General features: G+C 60.3%; 13 protein-coding genes, 3 tRNA genes and 1 riboswitch. Of the genes, 1 reads left to right on the top strand and 15 read right to left on the bottom strand.

Annotated features, from left to right (window positions below; genetic code table 11):
• Window positions 1-51: 51 nt before the first annotated feature.
• The 8 genes from mgtE to ltaE all read right to left on the bottom strand — a co-directional run bounded on the left by mgtE (window position 52) and on the right by ltaE (window position 7802).
• Window positions 52-1494 carry a magnesium transporter gene (gene mgtE / locus BFP90_RS02495; RefSeq protein ID WP_065892684.1) on the bottom strand — a complete coding sequence of 481 codons (1443 nt, stop codon included), beginning with the start codon at window positions 1492-1494 and terminating at the stop codon, window positions 52-54.
• Window positions 1495-1842: 348 nt separating this feature from the next.
• A tRNA-Arg gene (locus tag BFP90_RS02490) sits at window positions 1843-1919 on the bottom strand.
• A 73-nt stretch (window positions 1920-1992) separates the two neighbouring features.
• Window positions 1993-2069, bottom strand: a tRNA-Arg gene (locus BFP90_RS02485).
• A gap of 108 nt (window positions 2070-2177) precedes the next feature.
• A tRNA-Ser gene (locus tag BFP90_RS02480) sits at window positions 2178-2268 on the bottom strand.
• 62 nt (window positions 2269-2330) lie between these two features.
• The gene (csrA, locus tag BFP90_RS02475; RefSeq protein ID WP_003175645.1) at window positions 2331-2519 is read right to left on the bottom strand and encodes a carbon storage regulator CsrA; all 189 of its coding nucleotides are present in this window, start codon (window positions 2517-2519) and stop codon (window positions 2331-2333) included.
• Window positions 2520-2693: 174 nt separating this feature from the next.
• On the bottom strand, window positions 2694-3935 hold the full coding sequence (locus BFP90_RS02470; protein WP_057723714.1) for an aspartate kinase: 1242 nt from the start codon (window positions 3933-3935) through the stop codon (window positions 2694-2696).
• Between the two features lie 97 nt (window positions 3936-4032).
• Window positions 4033-6651 (bottom strand): alanine--tRNA ligase, encoded by a 2619-nt coding sequence (gene alaS / locus BFP90_RS02465; protein ID WP_065892685.1) that lies wholly within the window; start codon window positions 6649-6651, stop codon window positions 4033-4035.
• 146 nt (window positions 6652-6797) lie between these two features.
• Window positions 6798-7802, bottom strand: a complete 1005-nt coding sequence (ltaE, locus tag BFP90_RS02460) for a low-specificity L-threonine aldolase (RefSeq protein WP_065895869.1) — start codon at window positions 7800-7802, stop codon at window positions 6798-6800.
• Between the two features lie 190 nt (window positions 7803-7992).
• Window positions 7993-8162, top strand: a riboswitch (FMN riboswitch).
• Between the two features lie 97 nt (window positions 8163-8259).
• Here ltaE and BFP90_RS02455 point away from each other — a divergent pair.
• A complete protein-coding gene (locus BFP90_RS02455; protein WP_057723717.1) occupies window positions 8260-8769 on the top strand; it encodes a 6,7-dimethyl-8-ribityllumazine synthase in 510 nt (169 codons plus the stop codon).
• Window positions 8770-8900: 131 nt separating this feature from the next.
• Here the strand turns inward: BFP90_RS02455 and astE are convergent, their stop codons facing one another.
• The 7 genes from astE to BFP90_RS02420 form a co-directional block, all read right to left on the bottom strand.
• On the bottom strand, window positions 8901-9905 hold the full coding sequence (gene astE, locus BFP90_RS02450) for a succinylglutamate desuccinylase (RefSeq protein WP_065895868.1): 1005 nt from the start codon (window positions 9903-9905) through the stop codon (window positions 8901-8903).
• An 11-nt stretch (window positions 9906-9916) separates the two neighbouring features.
• The gene (locus BFP90_RS02445; RefSeq protein WP_065884430.1) at window positions 9917-10204 is read right to left on the bottom strand and encodes a topoisomerase II; all 288 of its coding nucleotides are present in this window, start codon (window positions 10202-10204) and stop codon (window positions 9917-9919) included.
• A gap of 26 nt (window positions 10205-10230) precedes the next feature.
• Window positions 10231-11577: an N-succinylarginine dihydrolase gene (astB, locus tag BFP90_RS02440; protein ID WP_065895867.1), complete on the bottom strand. Its 1347-nt coding sequence runs from the start codon at window positions 11575-11577 to the stop codon at window positions 10231-10233.
• Window positions 11578-11665: 88 nt separating this feature from the next.
• Window positions 11666-13135, bottom strand: a complete 1470-nt coding sequence (astD, locus tag BFP90_RS02435) for a succinylglutamate-semialdehyde dehydrogenase (protein ID WP_163001579.1) — start codon at window positions 13133-13135, stop codon at window positions 11666-11668.
• Window positions 13132-14157 (bottom strand): arginine N-succinyltransferase, encoded by a 1026-nt coding sequence (gene astA / locus BFP90_RS02430; protein ID WP_065884427.1) that lies wholly within the window; start codon window positions 14155-14157, stop codon window positions 13132-13134. Before astA ends, astD begins: the two co-directional genes overlap by 4 nt.
• Window positions 14158-14208: 51 nt before the next feature.
• Window positions 14209-15228, bottom strand: a complete 1020-nt coding sequence (aruF, locus tag BFP90_RS02425; RefSeq protein WP_065884426.1) for an arginine/ornithine succinyltransferase subunit alpha — start codon at window positions 15226-15228, stop codon at window positions 14209-14211.
• A 198-nt stretch (window positions 15229-15426) separates the two neighbouring features.
• Window positions 15427-16647, bottom strand: coding sequence for an aspartate aminotransferase family protein (locus BFP90_RS02420; RefSeq protein WP_065884425.1), 1221 nt, complete (start codon window positions 16645-16647; stop codon window positions 15427-15429).
• Window positions 16648-16692 lie beyond the last annotated feature (45 nt).

The following is a 16692-nucleotide window of genomic DNA, read 5'->3' as shown; positions in this document are numbered from 1 at the left end:
TGTGGGATTTGAGCAAGGGAAGCGAGGGCAGAATTGCCCTCGCAGGGAAGGTCAGAGCAGGAAGATGGTGGCCAAGCCCAGGAAGATGAAAAAGCCCCCACTGTCGGTCATGGCCGTAATCATCACGCTGGCCCCCATCGCAGGATCGCGCCCCAAACGCGCCAAGGTCATGGGAATCAGAACCCCCATCAAGGCAGCCAACAATAAATTGAGAGTCATGGCAGCGGTCATCACCACGCCCAACGACCAACTGCCATATAGCAAGTAAGCCACCACCCCTATCACTCCGCCCCATACCAGGCCATTGATAAGGCCCACCGCCAATTCCTTGCGCAACAGACGCGAAGAGTTTGCGGTACTGACCTGATCCAAGGCCATGGCACGTACGATCATGGTGATAGTCTGGTTACCGGAATTGCCGCCGATGCCAGCCACTATCGGCATCAAAGCTGCCAAGGCCACCAACTTTTCGATGGAGCCTTCAAACAGACCGATCACGCGGGACGCGATAAACGCGGTAATCAAATTGACGGCCAGCCACGCCCAGCGGTTATGCAACGAACGCCAGACTGACGCAAAAATGTCTTCCTCTTCACGCAAACCTGCCATGTTGAGGACTTCGGTTTCACTCTCTTCGCGAATCAAGTCGACGATTTCATCGATTGTCAGACGGCCGATCAGCTTGCCGTTCTTGTCGACCACCGGAGCCGAGATCAAGTCGTAACGCTCAAAAGCCTGGGCCGCGTCGTAGGCATCTTCATCCGGATGAAAGCTCACGGTATCGCTGGCCATCAGGTCAGCAACCCTCTTCTCCGGATCATTTACCAGCAGGCGCTTGATGGGCAATACGCCCTTGAGGATGCCTTCGTAGTCGACCACAAACAGCTTGTCGGTGTGGCCAGGCAGCTCTTTGAGACGACGCAGGTAGCGCAACACCACTTCCAGGCTGACATCCTCGCGGATGGTGACCATCTCGAAGTCCATCAGCGCGCCGACCTGGTCTTCATCATAAGACAGTGCCGAACGCACACGCTCACGCTGCTGAGTGTCCAACGCCTCCATCAGCTCATGAACAACATCACGCGGCAATTCAGGCGCCAGGTCGGCCAGTTCGTCCGCGTCCATCTCCTTGGCCGCAGCCAGGAGCTCATGATCGTCCATGTCGGCAATCAGGGTTTCGCGAACCGAATCGGATACTTCGAGGAGAATGTCGCCGTCGCGATCAGCCTTGACCAGTTGCCAGAGCGTCAGCCGATCATCCAACGGCAAGGCTTCGAGGATGTAAGCGACGTCGGCGGAGTGCAGGTCATCCAGCTTACGTTGCAACTCGACAAGATTTTGCCGGTGAACCAGGTTTTCGACGCGGTCATGGTGCGGACCTTCCTGGCGGTGCGTGAGGTCTTCGACCACGCGCTGGCGCTGCAGCAGCTCGATAACTTGAGCCAGACGATCCTGCAGGCTTTCTTGTGTTTTCTTTACTTCTACTTCGGTCATAGGCGAACTCCACTCCCAGCAGCGGAGCGCGCCGGAAGGATCAATCAGTCAATTCATGATTGGTAAAGCGGGGTACTGAGTAACTACTGGGTAAGTCCATGGAGGCAGTCCATAAGCCCCGGCGGGGCTGACCGGCGCATGATACACCGACCAACCGCTTTTAACGTCAAAAAACTGGAAAGAACAAGCGCTTGCAAGCCAAAGTTGAGTATTGGCTGCATCCATGAACTGCGACGACACAGCCGGAAGGGAAAACACACGGAAAATCGAAAAAGGCCTGCGCCAGGATAAAACCTACACAAACCCCAGACGGCAAAAAGCCCGCACTAGGCGGGCTTTTTGTTTGTATGGTGCACTCGACAGGATTCGAACCTGTGACCGCTCGGTTCGTAGCCGAGTACTCTATCCAGCTGAGCTACGAGTGCAGATTGTGCTTTTTAGACCAGATCACAACTGGTTGGAGCCAAGTCACCTGCATTACTGCAACCAACTCTTAAATGGTGCACTCGACAGGATTCGAACCTGTGACCGCTCGGTTCGTAGCCGAGTACTCTATCCAGCTGAGCTACGAGTGCATTTGTTGCCGCGCATTATAGGCCGTTCAATCTCTATGTAAAGCTATTTTTTCGAGTATTTTCAACAACTTACCGAAAAAACCAGATTGCAACGTACTAAGCAAATAATGGCGGAGAACGGGGGATTCGAACCCCCGACACCCTTTTGAGGTGTACTCCCTTAGCAGGGGAGCGCCTTCGGCCACTCGGCCAGCTCTCCGCAACACGGGGCGTATATTAACCACGTTCCTCCCCGTTTGCAAACATAAAAAACGATAAAAATTAAAGGCTTGGTTCTTCGTCCTTCTCTTTCTTGATCCGCAGGTAGATTTCCTCGCGATGGACCGCTACCTCTTTCGGAGCGTTAACCCCGATACGCACTTGATTGCCTTTGACGCCGAGCACGGTCACGGTGATTTCGCCATCACCGATAATCAGGCTTTCTGCGCAACGACGAGTCAGAATCAACATACCTTTCACCTCACGCAATTCATTTCAGGAACAACAGTCTGCAAAAAAAAGGCATTGGACCTACAACCAGACGGCCATAGCCCTACCGCCTAAGTATTGTCGAGCCCACGCAAAAGAACATGCGCTCAACAAAAAAATGAAAGGCGCGGTAAGCCGCGCCTTTCTGGCATCGCATCACTCGCCCTGTCGGGCCGGAGCGTCCAGCTCAAAAGCGGTATGCAGCGCGCGCACAGCCAGCTCCAGGTACTTCTCCTCGATCACCACCGAGACTTTGATCTCTGATGTAGAGATCATCTGGATGTTGATACTTTCCTTGGCCAGCGCCTCGAACATGCGGCTGGCAACACCGGCGTGGGAGCGCATGCCCACGCCCACGATCGATACCTTGGCGATCTTGGTATCACCGATCACTTCACGGGCGCCGATCTCCTTCGCCGTGTTCTGCAGGATACGCTCGGCCGCATCGTACTCGTTGCGGTGCACGGTGAAGGTGAAATCGGTGGTGTTATCGTGCGAAACGTTCTGCACGATCATGTCGACTTCGATATTCGCACCGCTGATAGGGCCGAGGATCTTGAAGGCCACACCTGGAGTGTCTGGCACGCCACGGATCGTCAGCTTGGCTTCGTCGCGGTTGAAAGCGATGCCGGAAATGATCGGCTGTTCCATGGATTCCTCTTCATCAATAGTAATGAGGGTGCCCGGACCCTCCTTGAAGCTGTGCAGTACGCGCAGCGGAACGTTGTACTTGCCGGCGAACTCCACCGCACGGATCTGCAACACCTTGGAACCAAGGCTGGCCATTTCCAGCATCTCTTCAAAGGTGATCTTGTCCAGGCGCTGGGCCACGGACACAACGCGCGGATCAGTGGTGTAGACGCCATCCACATCGGTATAGATCTGGCATTCGTCGGCCTTGAGAGCCGCTGCCAGCGCCACGCCCGTGGTATCCGAACCGCCACGCCCGAGGGTGGTGATATTGCCCTGCTCGTCCACCCCCTGGAAACCGGCTACAACCACCACGCGTCCAGCCTTCAGATCGGCACGAATCTTCTGATCGTCGATCTGCAGGATGCGCGCCTTGGTATGCGCGCTGTCGGTAAGAATGCGCACCTGGCTACCAGTGTAGGACACCGCCGGCACACCGCGCTTGTTCAACGCCATGGCCAGCAACGCAATAGTCACCTGCTCACCGGTGGACACAATGACATCCAGCTCACGCGGCAGCGGCTGTTGATCACCGCTGATGGCCTTGGCCAGGTCGATCAGGCGATTGGTCTCGCCGCTCATGGCCGACAGCACGACCACCAGGTCGTCGCCGGCATCACGGAACTTCTTAACCTTGTCGGCGACCTGCTCGATTCTTTCGACAGAACCGACCGAGGTGCCTCCGAATTTCTGTACGATCAAAGCCATTTCTAAGCCGCCTCAGCCCGTAAAGGGGCGCCCAATAAACGAATCTTCCAGCAACCGAGCGAGCCCACGACTAAACCATGGGCTCATTAACAGCGCCTTAAATACCTGCCTCGACAAACGGCACGGCCAAGGCCAGGGCCGCGTCCAGGGCGCCGGCATCCACACCACCGCCTTGCGCCATGTCCGGACGACCTCCGCCCTTGCCGCCCACTGCCGCAGCAGCTTGCTTCATCAAATCACCGGCTTTGAGTTGGCCAGTCAGGTCCTTGGTTACACCGGCAACCAGAACGACCTTATCCTCATGGACACTGCCGAGCAGGATCACTGCGCGGCCGAGCTTGTTCTTCAACTGATCGACCAAGGCCAGCAACGCCTTGCCGTCCTGACCGTCCAGGCGCGCCGCCAGGACTTTTACGTCCTTGACGTCAACCGCCGAGGCCGACAGATCGTCGCCCGCGGCACTGGCTGCCTTGGCCTGCAACTGCTCCAGCTGTTTCTCCAGCGCGCGGTTGCGCTCAAGCACGGCGGACAGCTTGTCGATCAGATTGTCGCGGCTGCCCTTGACCAGGCCGGCCGCTTCCTTGAGTTGTTCTTCGGCGGCATTGAGGTAGGCCAGCGCCGCAGCGCCGGTCACCGCCTCGATACGGCGCACACCCGAGGCCACGCCGCCTTCGCTGATGATTTTCAACAGGCCGATGTCACCGGTGCGATTGGCGTGGATACCGCCACACAGTTCCACCGAGAAACTGCCGCCCATGCTCAGTACGCGCACTTGGTCGCCGTACTTCTCGCCGAACAGCGCCATGGCGCCTTTGTTCCTGGCGGTCTCGATATCCGTTTCCTCGGTTTCAACCGGGCTGTTCCTGCGAATTTCCGCGTTGACGATATCTTCCAGCGCCTTGATCTGCTCAGGCTTGATCGCTTCAAAATGGCTGAAATCGAAACGCAGGCGCTGGCTATCGACCAACGAACCCTTCTGCTGGACATGCTCACCCAGCACCTGGCGCAACGCAGCGTGCAGCAAGTGAGTGGCCGAATGGTTCAGCGCGGTTGCATGCCGTACATCGGCATCGACCTGAGTATCGACCGGCGCACCCACGACCAGGTTGCCCAGCACCAACACACCATGGTGCAGGAACGCACCACCGGTCTTGGTGGTGTCGCGCACCTCGAAACGACCGGACGTCGAACCGAGGAAACCACAGTCGCCGATCTGACCACCCGACTCAGCGTAGAACGGCGTCTGGTCCAGGACCACGACCGCTTCATCGCCCTCGTTCAGCACATCGACTGACTTGCCGTCTTTATAAATGGCAACGATTTTGGCGGAGCCGGCGGTTGCCTTGTAGCCGATGAACTCGGTGGGCACATCAACCTTGACCAAGGTGTTGTAGTCCAGGCCAAACGAGCTGGCCGAACGCGCGCGCACGCGCTGGGCTTGCATCTCACGCTCGAAACCGGCCTCATCGATGGTCAGCTCGCGCTCACGGGCAATGTCGGCGGTCAGGTCCATCGGGAAACCGTAGGTGTCATAAAGCTTGAACACCACGTCGCCAGGCACCACCGTACCCTTGAGCTCAGCCAGGTCCTGCTCGAGGATTTTCAGGCCATGCTCCAGGGTCTTGGAGAACTGCTCTTCTTCAGCCTTGAGCACCCGCTCGATGTTGGCTTGTTGCTGCTTGAGTTCCGGAAAGGCGTCGCCCATCTCGGCCACCAGCGCAGCCACGATCTTGTAGAAGAAGCTGCCGGTCGCACCCAGTTTGTTACCGTGACGGCAGGCGCGACGGATAATGCGGCGCAGCACATAGCCCCGGCCTTCGTTGGACGGCAACACGCCATCGGCAATCAGGAAACCGCAGGAACGGATGTGGTCCGAGACCACCTTGAGCGAAGACTGGCTCTCATTGGCGCAGCCAATGGCCGCAGCCGAGGCACTCAACAGGTTGGTAAACAGGTCGATTTCATAGTTGGAGTGAACGTGCTGCATGACCGCACTGATGCGCTCCAGCCCCATGCCGGTGTCCACCGACGGTGCCGGCAACGGATGCAACACGCCATCGGCGGTGCGGTTGAACTGCATGAACACGTTGTTCCAGATTTCGATATAGCGGTCGCCATCTTCATCCGGCGAACCCGGCGGGCCACCCCAGATGTCGGCGCCGTGATCGTAAAAAATCTCGGTGCAGGGGCCGCACGGGCCGGTATCGCCCATGGTCCAGAAGTTATCGGACGCGTAAGGCGCGCCCTTGTTGTCACCGATGCGGATCATGCGTTCGGCGGGCACGCCGATTTGCTGGGTCCAGATGTCATACGCTTCGTCATCCGTCGCGTAGACGGTGACCCAGAGCTTTTCCTTGGGCAGCTTCAGCACGCCGGTCAGGAAGGTCCAGGCGAAGGTGATCGCATCTTTCTTGAAATAATCGCCAAAGCTGAAGTTGCCCAGCATTTCGAAGAAGGTGTGATGGCGCGCGGTGTAACCGACGTTTTCCAGGTCGCTGTTCTTGCCGCCGGCGCGTACGCACTTCTGACTGCTGGTGGCGCGGGTGTAGGCGCGCTTTTCCTGGCCCAGGAAGCAGTCCTTGAACTGGTTCATCCCCGCGTTAGTGAACAGCAGGGTTGGGTCATTGCCTGGGATCAAGGAGCTTGAGGCTACACGGGTGTGGCCTTGCTCTTCGAAGAAGCGAAGGAAGGCTTCACGGATTTCTGCGCTTTTCATTAGGTTCTTCCACGGAGGCTGCGGCCAAAGGCCAGTGCGCAACATCATCAGACGAAGCGACGGCAAAGGGCCGCATTATATCGGCCCTTTGCCGGTGGTACAGCGTGTTTATGTGATAGAAACAGTCAATTAGACGGCCTGCACTGTCATTTCCGCGAAAATGCGACGAATGTCTGCACGACTTGCTCGATCTGGGCCCGGCTGACATCCAGATGCGTGACCATGCGCAGACGCGGCGCGGCGCTCAACTTGATCCCGTGCTCGGCGGCAAAGCCTTTCAGGGCCTGCGCCCGATCGCCCATCTGCACATAGACCATGTTGGTCTGTACCGGCTCGACCGTATAACCGGCCTGGCGCAACGCATCCCCCAGCCACTGCGCATTGGCGTGGTCATCGGCCAAACGCTGCACCTGGTGATCCAGGGCATACAGGCCCGCCGCCGCCAGGGAACCGGCCTGGCGCATGCCGCCGCCGACCATCTTGCGCAGGCGCCGCGCCTTGGCGATCAACGCTGTGGAACCGCACAGCACCGAGCCGACCGGTGCGCCGAGCCCCTTGGACAGGCACACCGACACCGAATCGAAATGCCGGGCAATCTCTCGTGCCTCCACGCCCAATTTGACCGCTGCGTTGTAAAGCCGCGCGCCATCCAAGTGCAAAGCCAGGCCGTGTTCACGGGTAAACGCACGCGCCCGGGCCAGATATTCCAGCGGCAGCACCTTGCCCTGCATGGTGTTTTCCAGCGCCAGCAAGCGCGTACGGGCGAAGTGGAAGTCGTCGGGCTTGATCGCGTCGAGCACGTGATTCAGGTCGAGGGAACCGTCGGCCTGCACTTCCAGCGGCTGCGGCTGGATCGAACCGAGCACGGCCGCCCCGCCGCCTTCGTATTTGTAGGTATGGGCCTGTTGCCCGACGATATATTCCTCGCCGCGCTCACAGTGGGCCATCAACGCCAGCAGGTTGCTCATGGTGCCGGTGGGCACGAACAGCGCAGCGTCGAACCCCAGGCGCCTGGCCAGTTCAGCCTCCAGTTGGTTGACGCTGGGGTCTTCGCCGTAGACGTCATCACCGCTGACGGCGTTGGCCATCGCATCGAGCATACCGGGGGTGGGTTGGGTCACGGTGTCGCTGCGCAGGTCGATCACGGTCATGAAGGGGGCCTCTAACGGAATGGATAAGTCCTTTTGTGAGTGATTACTGCGGGCAAAGCCACGCAATATCAAGTCCCCGCTGCACTCAATCGAATACCCACCAAACAAACCGATATAGCTTATCGATACGGCAACCGTGCAGTTTTTGAAAAACCATGTTAAAAACTCTGCGCCGCCAGGGTTCTGGCGGCAACGTTCTCAGGGCGGGGTGTAATTCCCCACCGGCGGTAATTGCGCGCAATGTGCATAGCCCGCGAGCGCTTGGCGCCTCGAACTGCTCAGGCAGGACGGCGACAAGGTCAGCAGACCCGGTGTGATCCCGGGGCCGACGGTCATAGTCCGGATGAAGAGAGAACGGGATTGGCACCTAAGGGCCGCGCGCCTGTTCGCGCACGCGTACCCTTAAATCCCATTCGATTCATAACGCCCTGTTTTTTTCTTAAACAGGAGTCAGAACATGCAACCCACCGCAATCGACAGCAAAAGCAAAAACCATCACGGCGAGCGTGTCGCGTTTATCCAGGCCTGCTGGCACAAGGATATTGTCGACCAGTCGCGCAAAGGCTTCCTCGCCGAAATGATCGCCCAGGGCTACCAGGAATCGGACATCGATTTCTTCGAAGTCGGCGGCGCCTTTGAAATGCCCCTGCACGCCAAGCTGCTGGCCAAGACCGGCCGTTACGCCGGTATCGTCGCCGCCGCACTGGTGGTGGATGGCGGCATTTATCGTCACGAATTCGTCGCGCAATCGGTGGTCAGCGGCCTGATGCAGGTGCAGTTGGAAACCGAAGTGCCGGTATTTTCGGTATCCCTGACTCCCCACCATTTCCACGGGGGCAGCGAACACACCACGTTCTTCTACGAGCATTTCGTGCACAAGGGCCAGGAAGCTGCGCGGACGTGTGCCGACACCCTGCACAAGGTGCGGGCGATCCGTCGTAGCGAGCCGCGTGCTGTAGCGGTCTAAGCAACACCGCAAAACGAGTGTGGGAGGGGGCTTGCCCCCGATGGCGGTGTGTCAGTCAGCTCATCTGTAGCTGAAACACCGCTATCGGGGGCAAGCCCCCTCCCACATTTGAAGCCAGTCAGGCCTGAGATCTATGCAAGGCCAGCTTCTGTGGTCGGCACGATGAGAATTCCCGCGCGCAAACCATTCTTCACCTTCGGGTTGGGGAAGATGATGCGTGCGCCCTCCTCCTCGATCACCCAGCGGGTCTGGGCCACATCTTCGGCCAGCAGATACCCCTTTTCCAATTCCGAAAAGTTTTCCACGTCCGCCGGCAAATGCAGCAGGAACGCGTCGCTGTGCTTGATGATTTCCCGTGCAACGGCGAACAGCTTCAAGCCGTCGAGGTCGCCTGTCTCAGGCTCGGTGCCTTCGATGATGTGCTTGAGGCGCGTCTCCAGCCTGGACACATCCACGCTCTGGTTCTGGCCGAAAGGACGGGCCTTGCCCAGCTCCAGGGTGAAGGCCTCGGCGTCGAGTCGTTCGTAGGTGAACGCCGTGAAAGTGATAGAAGGCTTGTTCTGCAGCAGCACCGCCTCCATTCCGGCGGCGCGCAGGCGCTCCAGCTCACGGCGCGAATGCTGGCGCCCTTCTTTCCACGGATACAGCGCAAATTGCTCGATCTTCGAGCCGCGAATCGCGGTGTGCAGGTCGTAATGCAGGCGCGAACGGCCCGGCTGGCTGAAAAAGCTGCGGGCCAACTGTTCAAGTTCGGCGGCGCGCATGGCTTCGGGACCAATGTTGCTTTCATGCCGGCCGTTGAACAGCCGGTTGATGTCCAGTTCAAGGTAACGCTCGCCGCGACGCATGGCCTCGGGGTTGCCGAACAGGAACAGAATACGGGTGCGGGGCTTGATCTCCCCACGGGCGATGCCATGCAACAGGCGGTCGAGCAGTTCGATCGGCGCGGTTTCGTTGCCATGGATGCCGGACGACAGCAGCAGGTCGCCGCCATTGTCCCGGGCTTCAGGCGGGCGCACTTCAAGCGCGCCCTCACTGAGCCAGCGCATCTGCACGCCGTCGACAGTCAGTTGAATTTTTTGCGCCGGTTCACGACCGGCGAGGGTCAGTTCAAGCAGTTTGCCGAGGGCGAGCATAAGCAGCTTCCTTAGTGGTTGCAGCCTGGGCCGTGGACGTGATCGTCGTCGTCACCTTCGACGTCGGCCGGTTCCATTTCCAGTTCCAGGCTCATCAGGTTGGTCGCCAGCGGGCGCATCAGCAGGTTGGCGTACTCGGCGTCGCCCTCTTCCACATCCACACCGATCAGCAGTTGGCCACGGCCGTCATGCTGGATCCAGATCTCCTTGCCCTGCCAGACCACGGCAACGCGGGTGCAGGAGGTTTCCAGCTGGGTGCCGTCGGTGTCTTCAAGGATCAGCTTCAGGGTGTCGGTCATAAATAAAATATCTCAGCCGTAGGGCGTTAATTGATCTGGAAAGGATAAACCGAGCCCAGTTTAAGGATTTGCGTCAGTTCATCCAGTGCCGTCCGGCACTCAAGCAGCAATTGCGGGTCAGCCAGGTCGGTTTCGCGCAGGCTGTCGCGGTAGTGCCTGTTGACCCATTGGGTCAGGGTGTCGTACAGCGGCGCGGTCATGATAACGCCTGGATTCACCGCCGCCAGTTCGGTTTCGTTCAACGCCACACGCAAACGCAGGCACGCCGGGCCGCCGCCGTTCTGCATGCTTTGCTTGAGGTCGAACACCTTCACTTCGCGGATCAAGCCGCCGCTGGCCGTGAGGTGCTGCAGGTACGCCCAGACGCGCGGGTTGGCGCGGCATTCTTCCGGCACGATCAGCAGCATCGAGCCATCGGGACGTGTCAGCAACTGGCTGTTGAACAAGTAGGAGCGCACCGCATCTTCGACGCTGACCTGGGAACGCGGCACACACACGGACTGGAAGTTGCCGCCCCGCTTGCCCAACTTGCCCTGCAGTTCGGCGAGCATCTGTTCGGTGTTGAGGAACGCGTCCTCGTGGTAGAACAGCACCTCGCCGTTGCCGACCGCGATCACGTCGTTGTGGAACACACCGGCATCGATCACCGCCGGGTTCTGCTGGGCGTAGACCACGCCGTCATCCTTCAGGCCGTGCAGACGTGCAACCGCCTGGGACGCCTCGAGGGTCTGGCGCGCCGGATATTTTTGCGGGGCCGGGTAGCGAGCATCGAACGCACTGCGGCCAAACACGAAGAACTCGACGCCGGCCTCACCGTATTCACGGCAAAAGCGCGTGTGATTGGCCGCGCCCTCATCGCCAAACTGCGCCACCGCCGGCAGTGCCGCGTGATGGGCGAAGTGCTTCTGGTCGGCGAACATCGCCCCCAGCACGCGGCTGGTGGTCGGGTGTTCGATGCTGCGGTGGTATTTGCAGTTGAGGTTGGCAGCGGTGAAATGCACGCGGCCATCCGCCGTGTCGGCGCTGGGACTGACCGTGGCGGCGTTGGCCACCCACATGCTCGACGCCGAGCAGCTCGCCACCAACAACGGCATGGCGTGCCTGGCCGCCTGCTCGATGACCTGAGCGTCGGTGCCGCTGAAACCGAGGTTGCGCAGAGCGGCCACATCCGGGCGCTCCTGGGGCGCGAGTACGCCTTGCACAAAGCCCATGTCCATCAGCGCTTTCATTTTTTGCAGCCCCTGCAACGCCGCTTCCCTGGGGTTGGAATGCTGCTGGCTGTTGCTCTGGGACGCGACGTTGCCGAAGGACAAGCCGCCGTAGTTATGGGTCGGCCCCACTAGACCGTCAAAATTGACTTCATAGGATTTCATCGGCGAGGCTCCACGAACATCTGTTCTTATAGGCAATCTTCAACACACCACAGATTCAGTGTGGGAGGGGGCTTGCCCCCTCCCACATTCAAATAAGCGTAATGCCAGGTGTTAGCGTGGCGGGCACCGCCAACGTTGGGGTCTCCAGCGACGCCACCGGGTACGCGCAATAATCGGCCGCGTAATACGCACTGGCGCGATGGTTACCCGAGGCCCCGACCCCGCCAAACGGCGCGGTGCTGGCGGCGCCGGTCAGCTGTTTGTTCCAGTTGACGATACCGGCGCGGCTTTCCAGCCAGAACTGCTGGTAACGCGCCTCGGAATCCGACAGCAGGCCTGCGGCCAGGCCGTACTGGGTGTCGTTGGCCTCGGCAATCGCCGAAGCAAAATCTGCGTAGCGAATCACCTGCAACAGCGGGCCGAACAGTTCTTCGTCTTCGCGCTCGGTCACTGAGGTCACGTCGATGATGCCCGGGGTCAGCAAGGCGGCCTGGTCCCGGGGTTGGGTCATTTCCAGCAGCGCCACAGCGCCATTGGCCAACATCAGTTCCTGGGCGTCCATCAAGGCTTTGGCGGCAGCCAGGGAAATCACCGAGCCCATGAATGGCGGCGGTTGCTGGTCGAACGCGCCCACTTCAATGGCGGCGCTGACCGCTACCAGACGTGCCAGCAACGCATCGCCCCAGGCGCCTTCCGGCACCAGCAAGCGACGGGCGCAGGTGCAGCGCTGGCCGGCGGAGATAAACGCCGACTGGATGATGGTGTACACCGCCGCATCCACGTCGGCCACTTCGTCTACCACCAGCGGGTTGTTGCCACCCATTTCCAGGGCCAGGATCTTGTCCGGACGCCCGGAGAACTGCTGGTGCAGGTGGTTGCCGGTTCGGCTGGAACCGGTGAAGAACAGACCGTCGATGCCTGGGTTGGCCGCCAGCGCGATACCGGTTTCCCGCGCGCCTTGCAGCAGGTTCAATACACCCGCCGGTAAACCCGCTTCGATCCAGCACTGCACGGTCAGCTCGGCAACTTTGGGCGTCAGCTCGCTCGGTTTGAACAGCACGGTGTTACCCGCCAGCAGCGCCGGGACAATATGCCCGTTCGGCAAGTGACCGGGAAAGTTGTAGGGGCCGAACACCGCCACCACACCGTGAGGCTTGTGGCGCAGCACAGCGGTGGCGTCGCCCAGGGCGCCGCTCTTCTCGCCGGTACGCTCGCGATAACTTTGCACCGAGATGGCGATCTTGTTGGCCATGCTGGTGACTTCAGTCGCCGATTCCCACAGCGGCTTGCCGGTTTCCTCACCAATGCAGCGGGCGATTTCATCAGCGCGGCTTTTCAGCGTGGCGGCGAAGGTTTCGAGCACACCGATGCGCTCTTCCAACGACTGCCGAGCCCAGCCTGGAAACGCCTGACGCGCAGCCTGCACGGCGGACTCGACCTGTTCGGCCGTCGCGCCATTGCCGCTCCACAGCACTTGCTGGGTGACCGGGTTACGCGACTCAAACAGTTCACCCTGGCCAGCCAGCCAGCTACCTGCGATGTACAACGAATTCATTATTTCGACTCCCGAGCAGCAGACAACGCAACAGCACGCACTTGATCACCGACCACCAACTGCAGGCGCCTGGCGGTCTGGGGATCGACCACCAACGTGCCCGCAGCCAGACGGGCCGGTGCGGCCGTGATGCGGCAGTCTTCGCGTTTGCGGTTATGGATCAGGAACGGCGTGGCGTCGTCCCCCGGCGTGCCGATGGCCAGCACCAGCGCCTGGCTGTCGCGCACCGCACGAATCTTGCTGGTTTCACACTCCACCGCCGGGCCCGCGTCGAAAATATCCACATAGCCCTGGTAGCTGAAGCCTTCGCTCTTGAGCATGCTCAGCGCCGGCTCGGTGTCCGGATGCACCTTGCCGATCACGTTGCGCGCGTCTTCGGAAAGAAAGCAGCTGTACAGCGGAAACTTCGGCATCAGCTCGGCGATAAACGCCTTGTTGCCGACGCCGGTGAGGTAGTCGGCCTGGCTGAACTCCATCTTGAAGAAGTGTCGGCCCAGGCTTTCCCAGAACGGCGAGCGCCCTGCCTCGTTGGACACGCCGCGCATCTCGGCAATGATCTTGTTGCCAAACAATTGCGGGAATTCGGCGATGAACAACAGGCGCGCCTTGGCCAGCATGCGGCCATTGAGGCCGTTGCGGTAATCGGCGTGCAGGAACAACGAGCACAGCTCGGAATTGCCGGTGAGGTCGTTGGCCAGGAACAACGTCGGAATTTCGCGGTAGATATTCAACTCCTGGGAGGCGCTGACCGTCAGGCCGACCCGGAAGTTGTACCAGGGCTCGCGCAGGCCGACGGCGCCGGCAATGGCCGAAATCCCCACTACCCGACCTTCGTCGTTTTCCAGCACGAACAGGTAGTCCGCATCGCCGCGCCCGGCTTCGCCGCGAAAGGTTTTCTCCGCCCAGCCCACGCGATGGGTCAGGCGCTCTTCGTTGGCCGGCAAGGTGGTGAGGCCGGTGCCGGTGCTGCGCGCCAGGTCAATCAGGGCCGGTAAATCGCTGCTGCGTACGGGACGAACGATCATGCTATCTCCTCGAACGGGCCGCTGTGGTCAGCCACCCGCGAAACTCTCTTTTTAAACCGCAACCAGGCGCACACTCGCACCTTCGCCCACACCCAGGGCTTCAGCTGCCTCCAGGTCCAGAATCACTGGCTTGCCCGGCGCGTAGTCCAGCTCCAGCATCACCGCGCGGTAATCCTGCAACTGCGCGTTGCTCACCAGGTACTGGCGACCGACGCCCTTGGCCATCTCGCCGATTTTCACCGGCACCACGCGGCTCTGGGCAATCGAGCGAATCCCCGACACCCGCGCGTGCAGCGTCGGGCCGCCGTCGAAGATGTCGATGTAGTGATCGGTCTCGAAGCCTTCGCGCATCAGGATGTCGAAGGTGATCTGTGCACGCGGGTGCACCTGGCCCATGGCCTCCTGGGCTGCGTCCGGCAGCAGCGGCACGTAGATCGGGTAATGCGGCATCAGCTCGGCGAGGAAGGTACGGCTTTTCAGCCCGCACAGGCGCTCGGCGGCGGCGTAGTTGAGGTCGAAGAAGTTGCGACCGATGGCGTCCCAGAACGGCGAATCGCCGTTTTCGTCGCTGTAGCCAACGATCTCGGTCACCACCGAATCGGCAAAGCGCTCCGGGTGGCTGGCGACGAACAGCAGGCGACCACGGGAATTGAGTTCCGACCACGGCGAACCGACCAATGCAGGCTTCACGTAGAAACTGGTGAGCAGGCTATTGCCGGTCAGGTCGTGGCACTGGGAAAGCACGTGGATCTTGTTGTGGATCTTCAGCTCGCGGGAGGCGTGCACAAAGGTTTCGTTACGAAAACTGTAGAACGGCTCGGAGTAGCCGGCTGAAGCAACGATGGCCGAGCAGCCGGCGAGCTTGCCGGTGTCGGTGTCTTCAAGCACGAAGAAATAGCTTTCTTCACCGTTGAAACTCACTTCGGCCGCGAAGGACGCTTCACTGGCGGCGATCTTGTCGCTCAGGCGTTCCACATCATCCGGCAAGGAAGTCACACCAATCGGGCTGTCCGCAGCCAGACGCTGTACCTCGCCCAGATCAGCCATTTGCGCGGGGCGCATCACCAGCATGGTGTCACTCCTTAACTCGAAAAACTCATAGGAAAAAATACCGGACACGGGAACTGAGTTCACACAGATCCCATGTGGGAGGGGGCTGGCCCCCGATAGCAGTGTGTCAGTTGATAAATCAGGGGACTGATCCACCGCCATCGGGGGCAAGCCCCTTCCCACATTTGGAAACGGTCCGACCTGCCAAATGTGTTGCTATCAGGCTTGGGTCAACGTCTTCACAGCACGTTCAAAACGGTCCAGGCCTTCCTTGATGTCCGCCTCTTCCACCACCAGGCTTGGCGCAAAGCGCAGCACGTCCGGGCCGGCTTGCAGGATCATCAGGTTCTCTTTCTCGGCGGCGTTGAACACGTCCTTGGCCCTGCCTTTGAATGCATCGCTGAGCACACAACCGATCAGCAAGCCCATGCCGCGCACTTGCGTAAAGATGCCGTATTGCGTGCCGATCTGCTCCAGGCGCGCCTTGAACAGCGCGTGTTTGGCATTCACGCCGGCCAGCACTTCGGGGGTGTTGATCACGTCGATCACGGCTTCCGCCACCGCGCACGCCAGCGGGTTGCCGCCATAGGTGGTGCCGTGGGTGCCGACCACCAGGTGCTTGGCCAGGTCTTCACGGGTGAGCATCGCGGCAATCGGGAAACCGCCGCCCAGGCTCTTGGCGCTGGTGAGGATGTCCGGCGTCACGCCGTAATGCTGGTAGGCGAACAGGTGACCGCTGCGGCCCATGCCGGTTTGCACTTCGTCAAATACCAACAGCGCGTCGTGGGCGTCGCACAGTTCGCGGGCGCCTTGCAGGTAAGTCAGTTCGGCCGGCAATACACCGCCCTCACCCTGGATCGGCTCCAGCACCACGGCGCACGTCTTGTCCGACACAGCGGCCTTCAGTGCAGCCAGGTCGTTGTAAGGCACATGGGTGATGCCAGTGATTTTCGGCCCGAAACCATCGGAGTACTTGGACTGGCCACCGACGTTGACGGTGAACAGCGTACGGCCGTGGAAGCTGTTCAGCGCGGCGATGATCTCGTACTTCTCGCTGCCGAAACGGTCGAACGCGACGCGACGGGCCAGCTTGAAGGCGGCCTCGTTGGCTTCGGCGCCGGAGTTGCAGAAGAACACGCGCTCGGCAAACGTGGCGTCGATCAGCTTATGAGCCAGGCGCAGCGCCGGCTCATTGGTGAACACGTTGGAGACATGCCACAGTTTGTTGGCCTGTTCGGTCAGCGCACCGACCAGCGCCGGATGGGCGTGGCCCAATACGTTGACCGCGATGCCGCCGGCAAAATCGATCAACTCACGACCCGCCTGGTCCCACACGCGCGAACCTGCGCCACGCACGGGAATAAAGGCGGCAGGTGCATAGTTGGGCACCATGACCTGGTCGAAATCGGCACGTTGCACCGGGGCTTGCTCAACGGACATCGGAGTCTCCTGAAGAGGAACGCCTGCCTGGAACTGGCGGGCGAT

It is taken from the genome of Pseudomonas sp. 24 E 13 (genome assembly GCF_900004715.1).
In the GTDB taxonomy this organism is placed as follows: domain Bacteria; phylum Pseudomonadota; class Gammaproteobacteria; order Pseudomonadales; family Pseudomonadaceae; genus Aquipseudomonas; species Aquipseudomonas orientalis_A.
The sequence above is the reverse complement of the archived record's forward strand: the minus strand, read 5'-3'. Positions and strand labels throughout refer to the sequence as shown.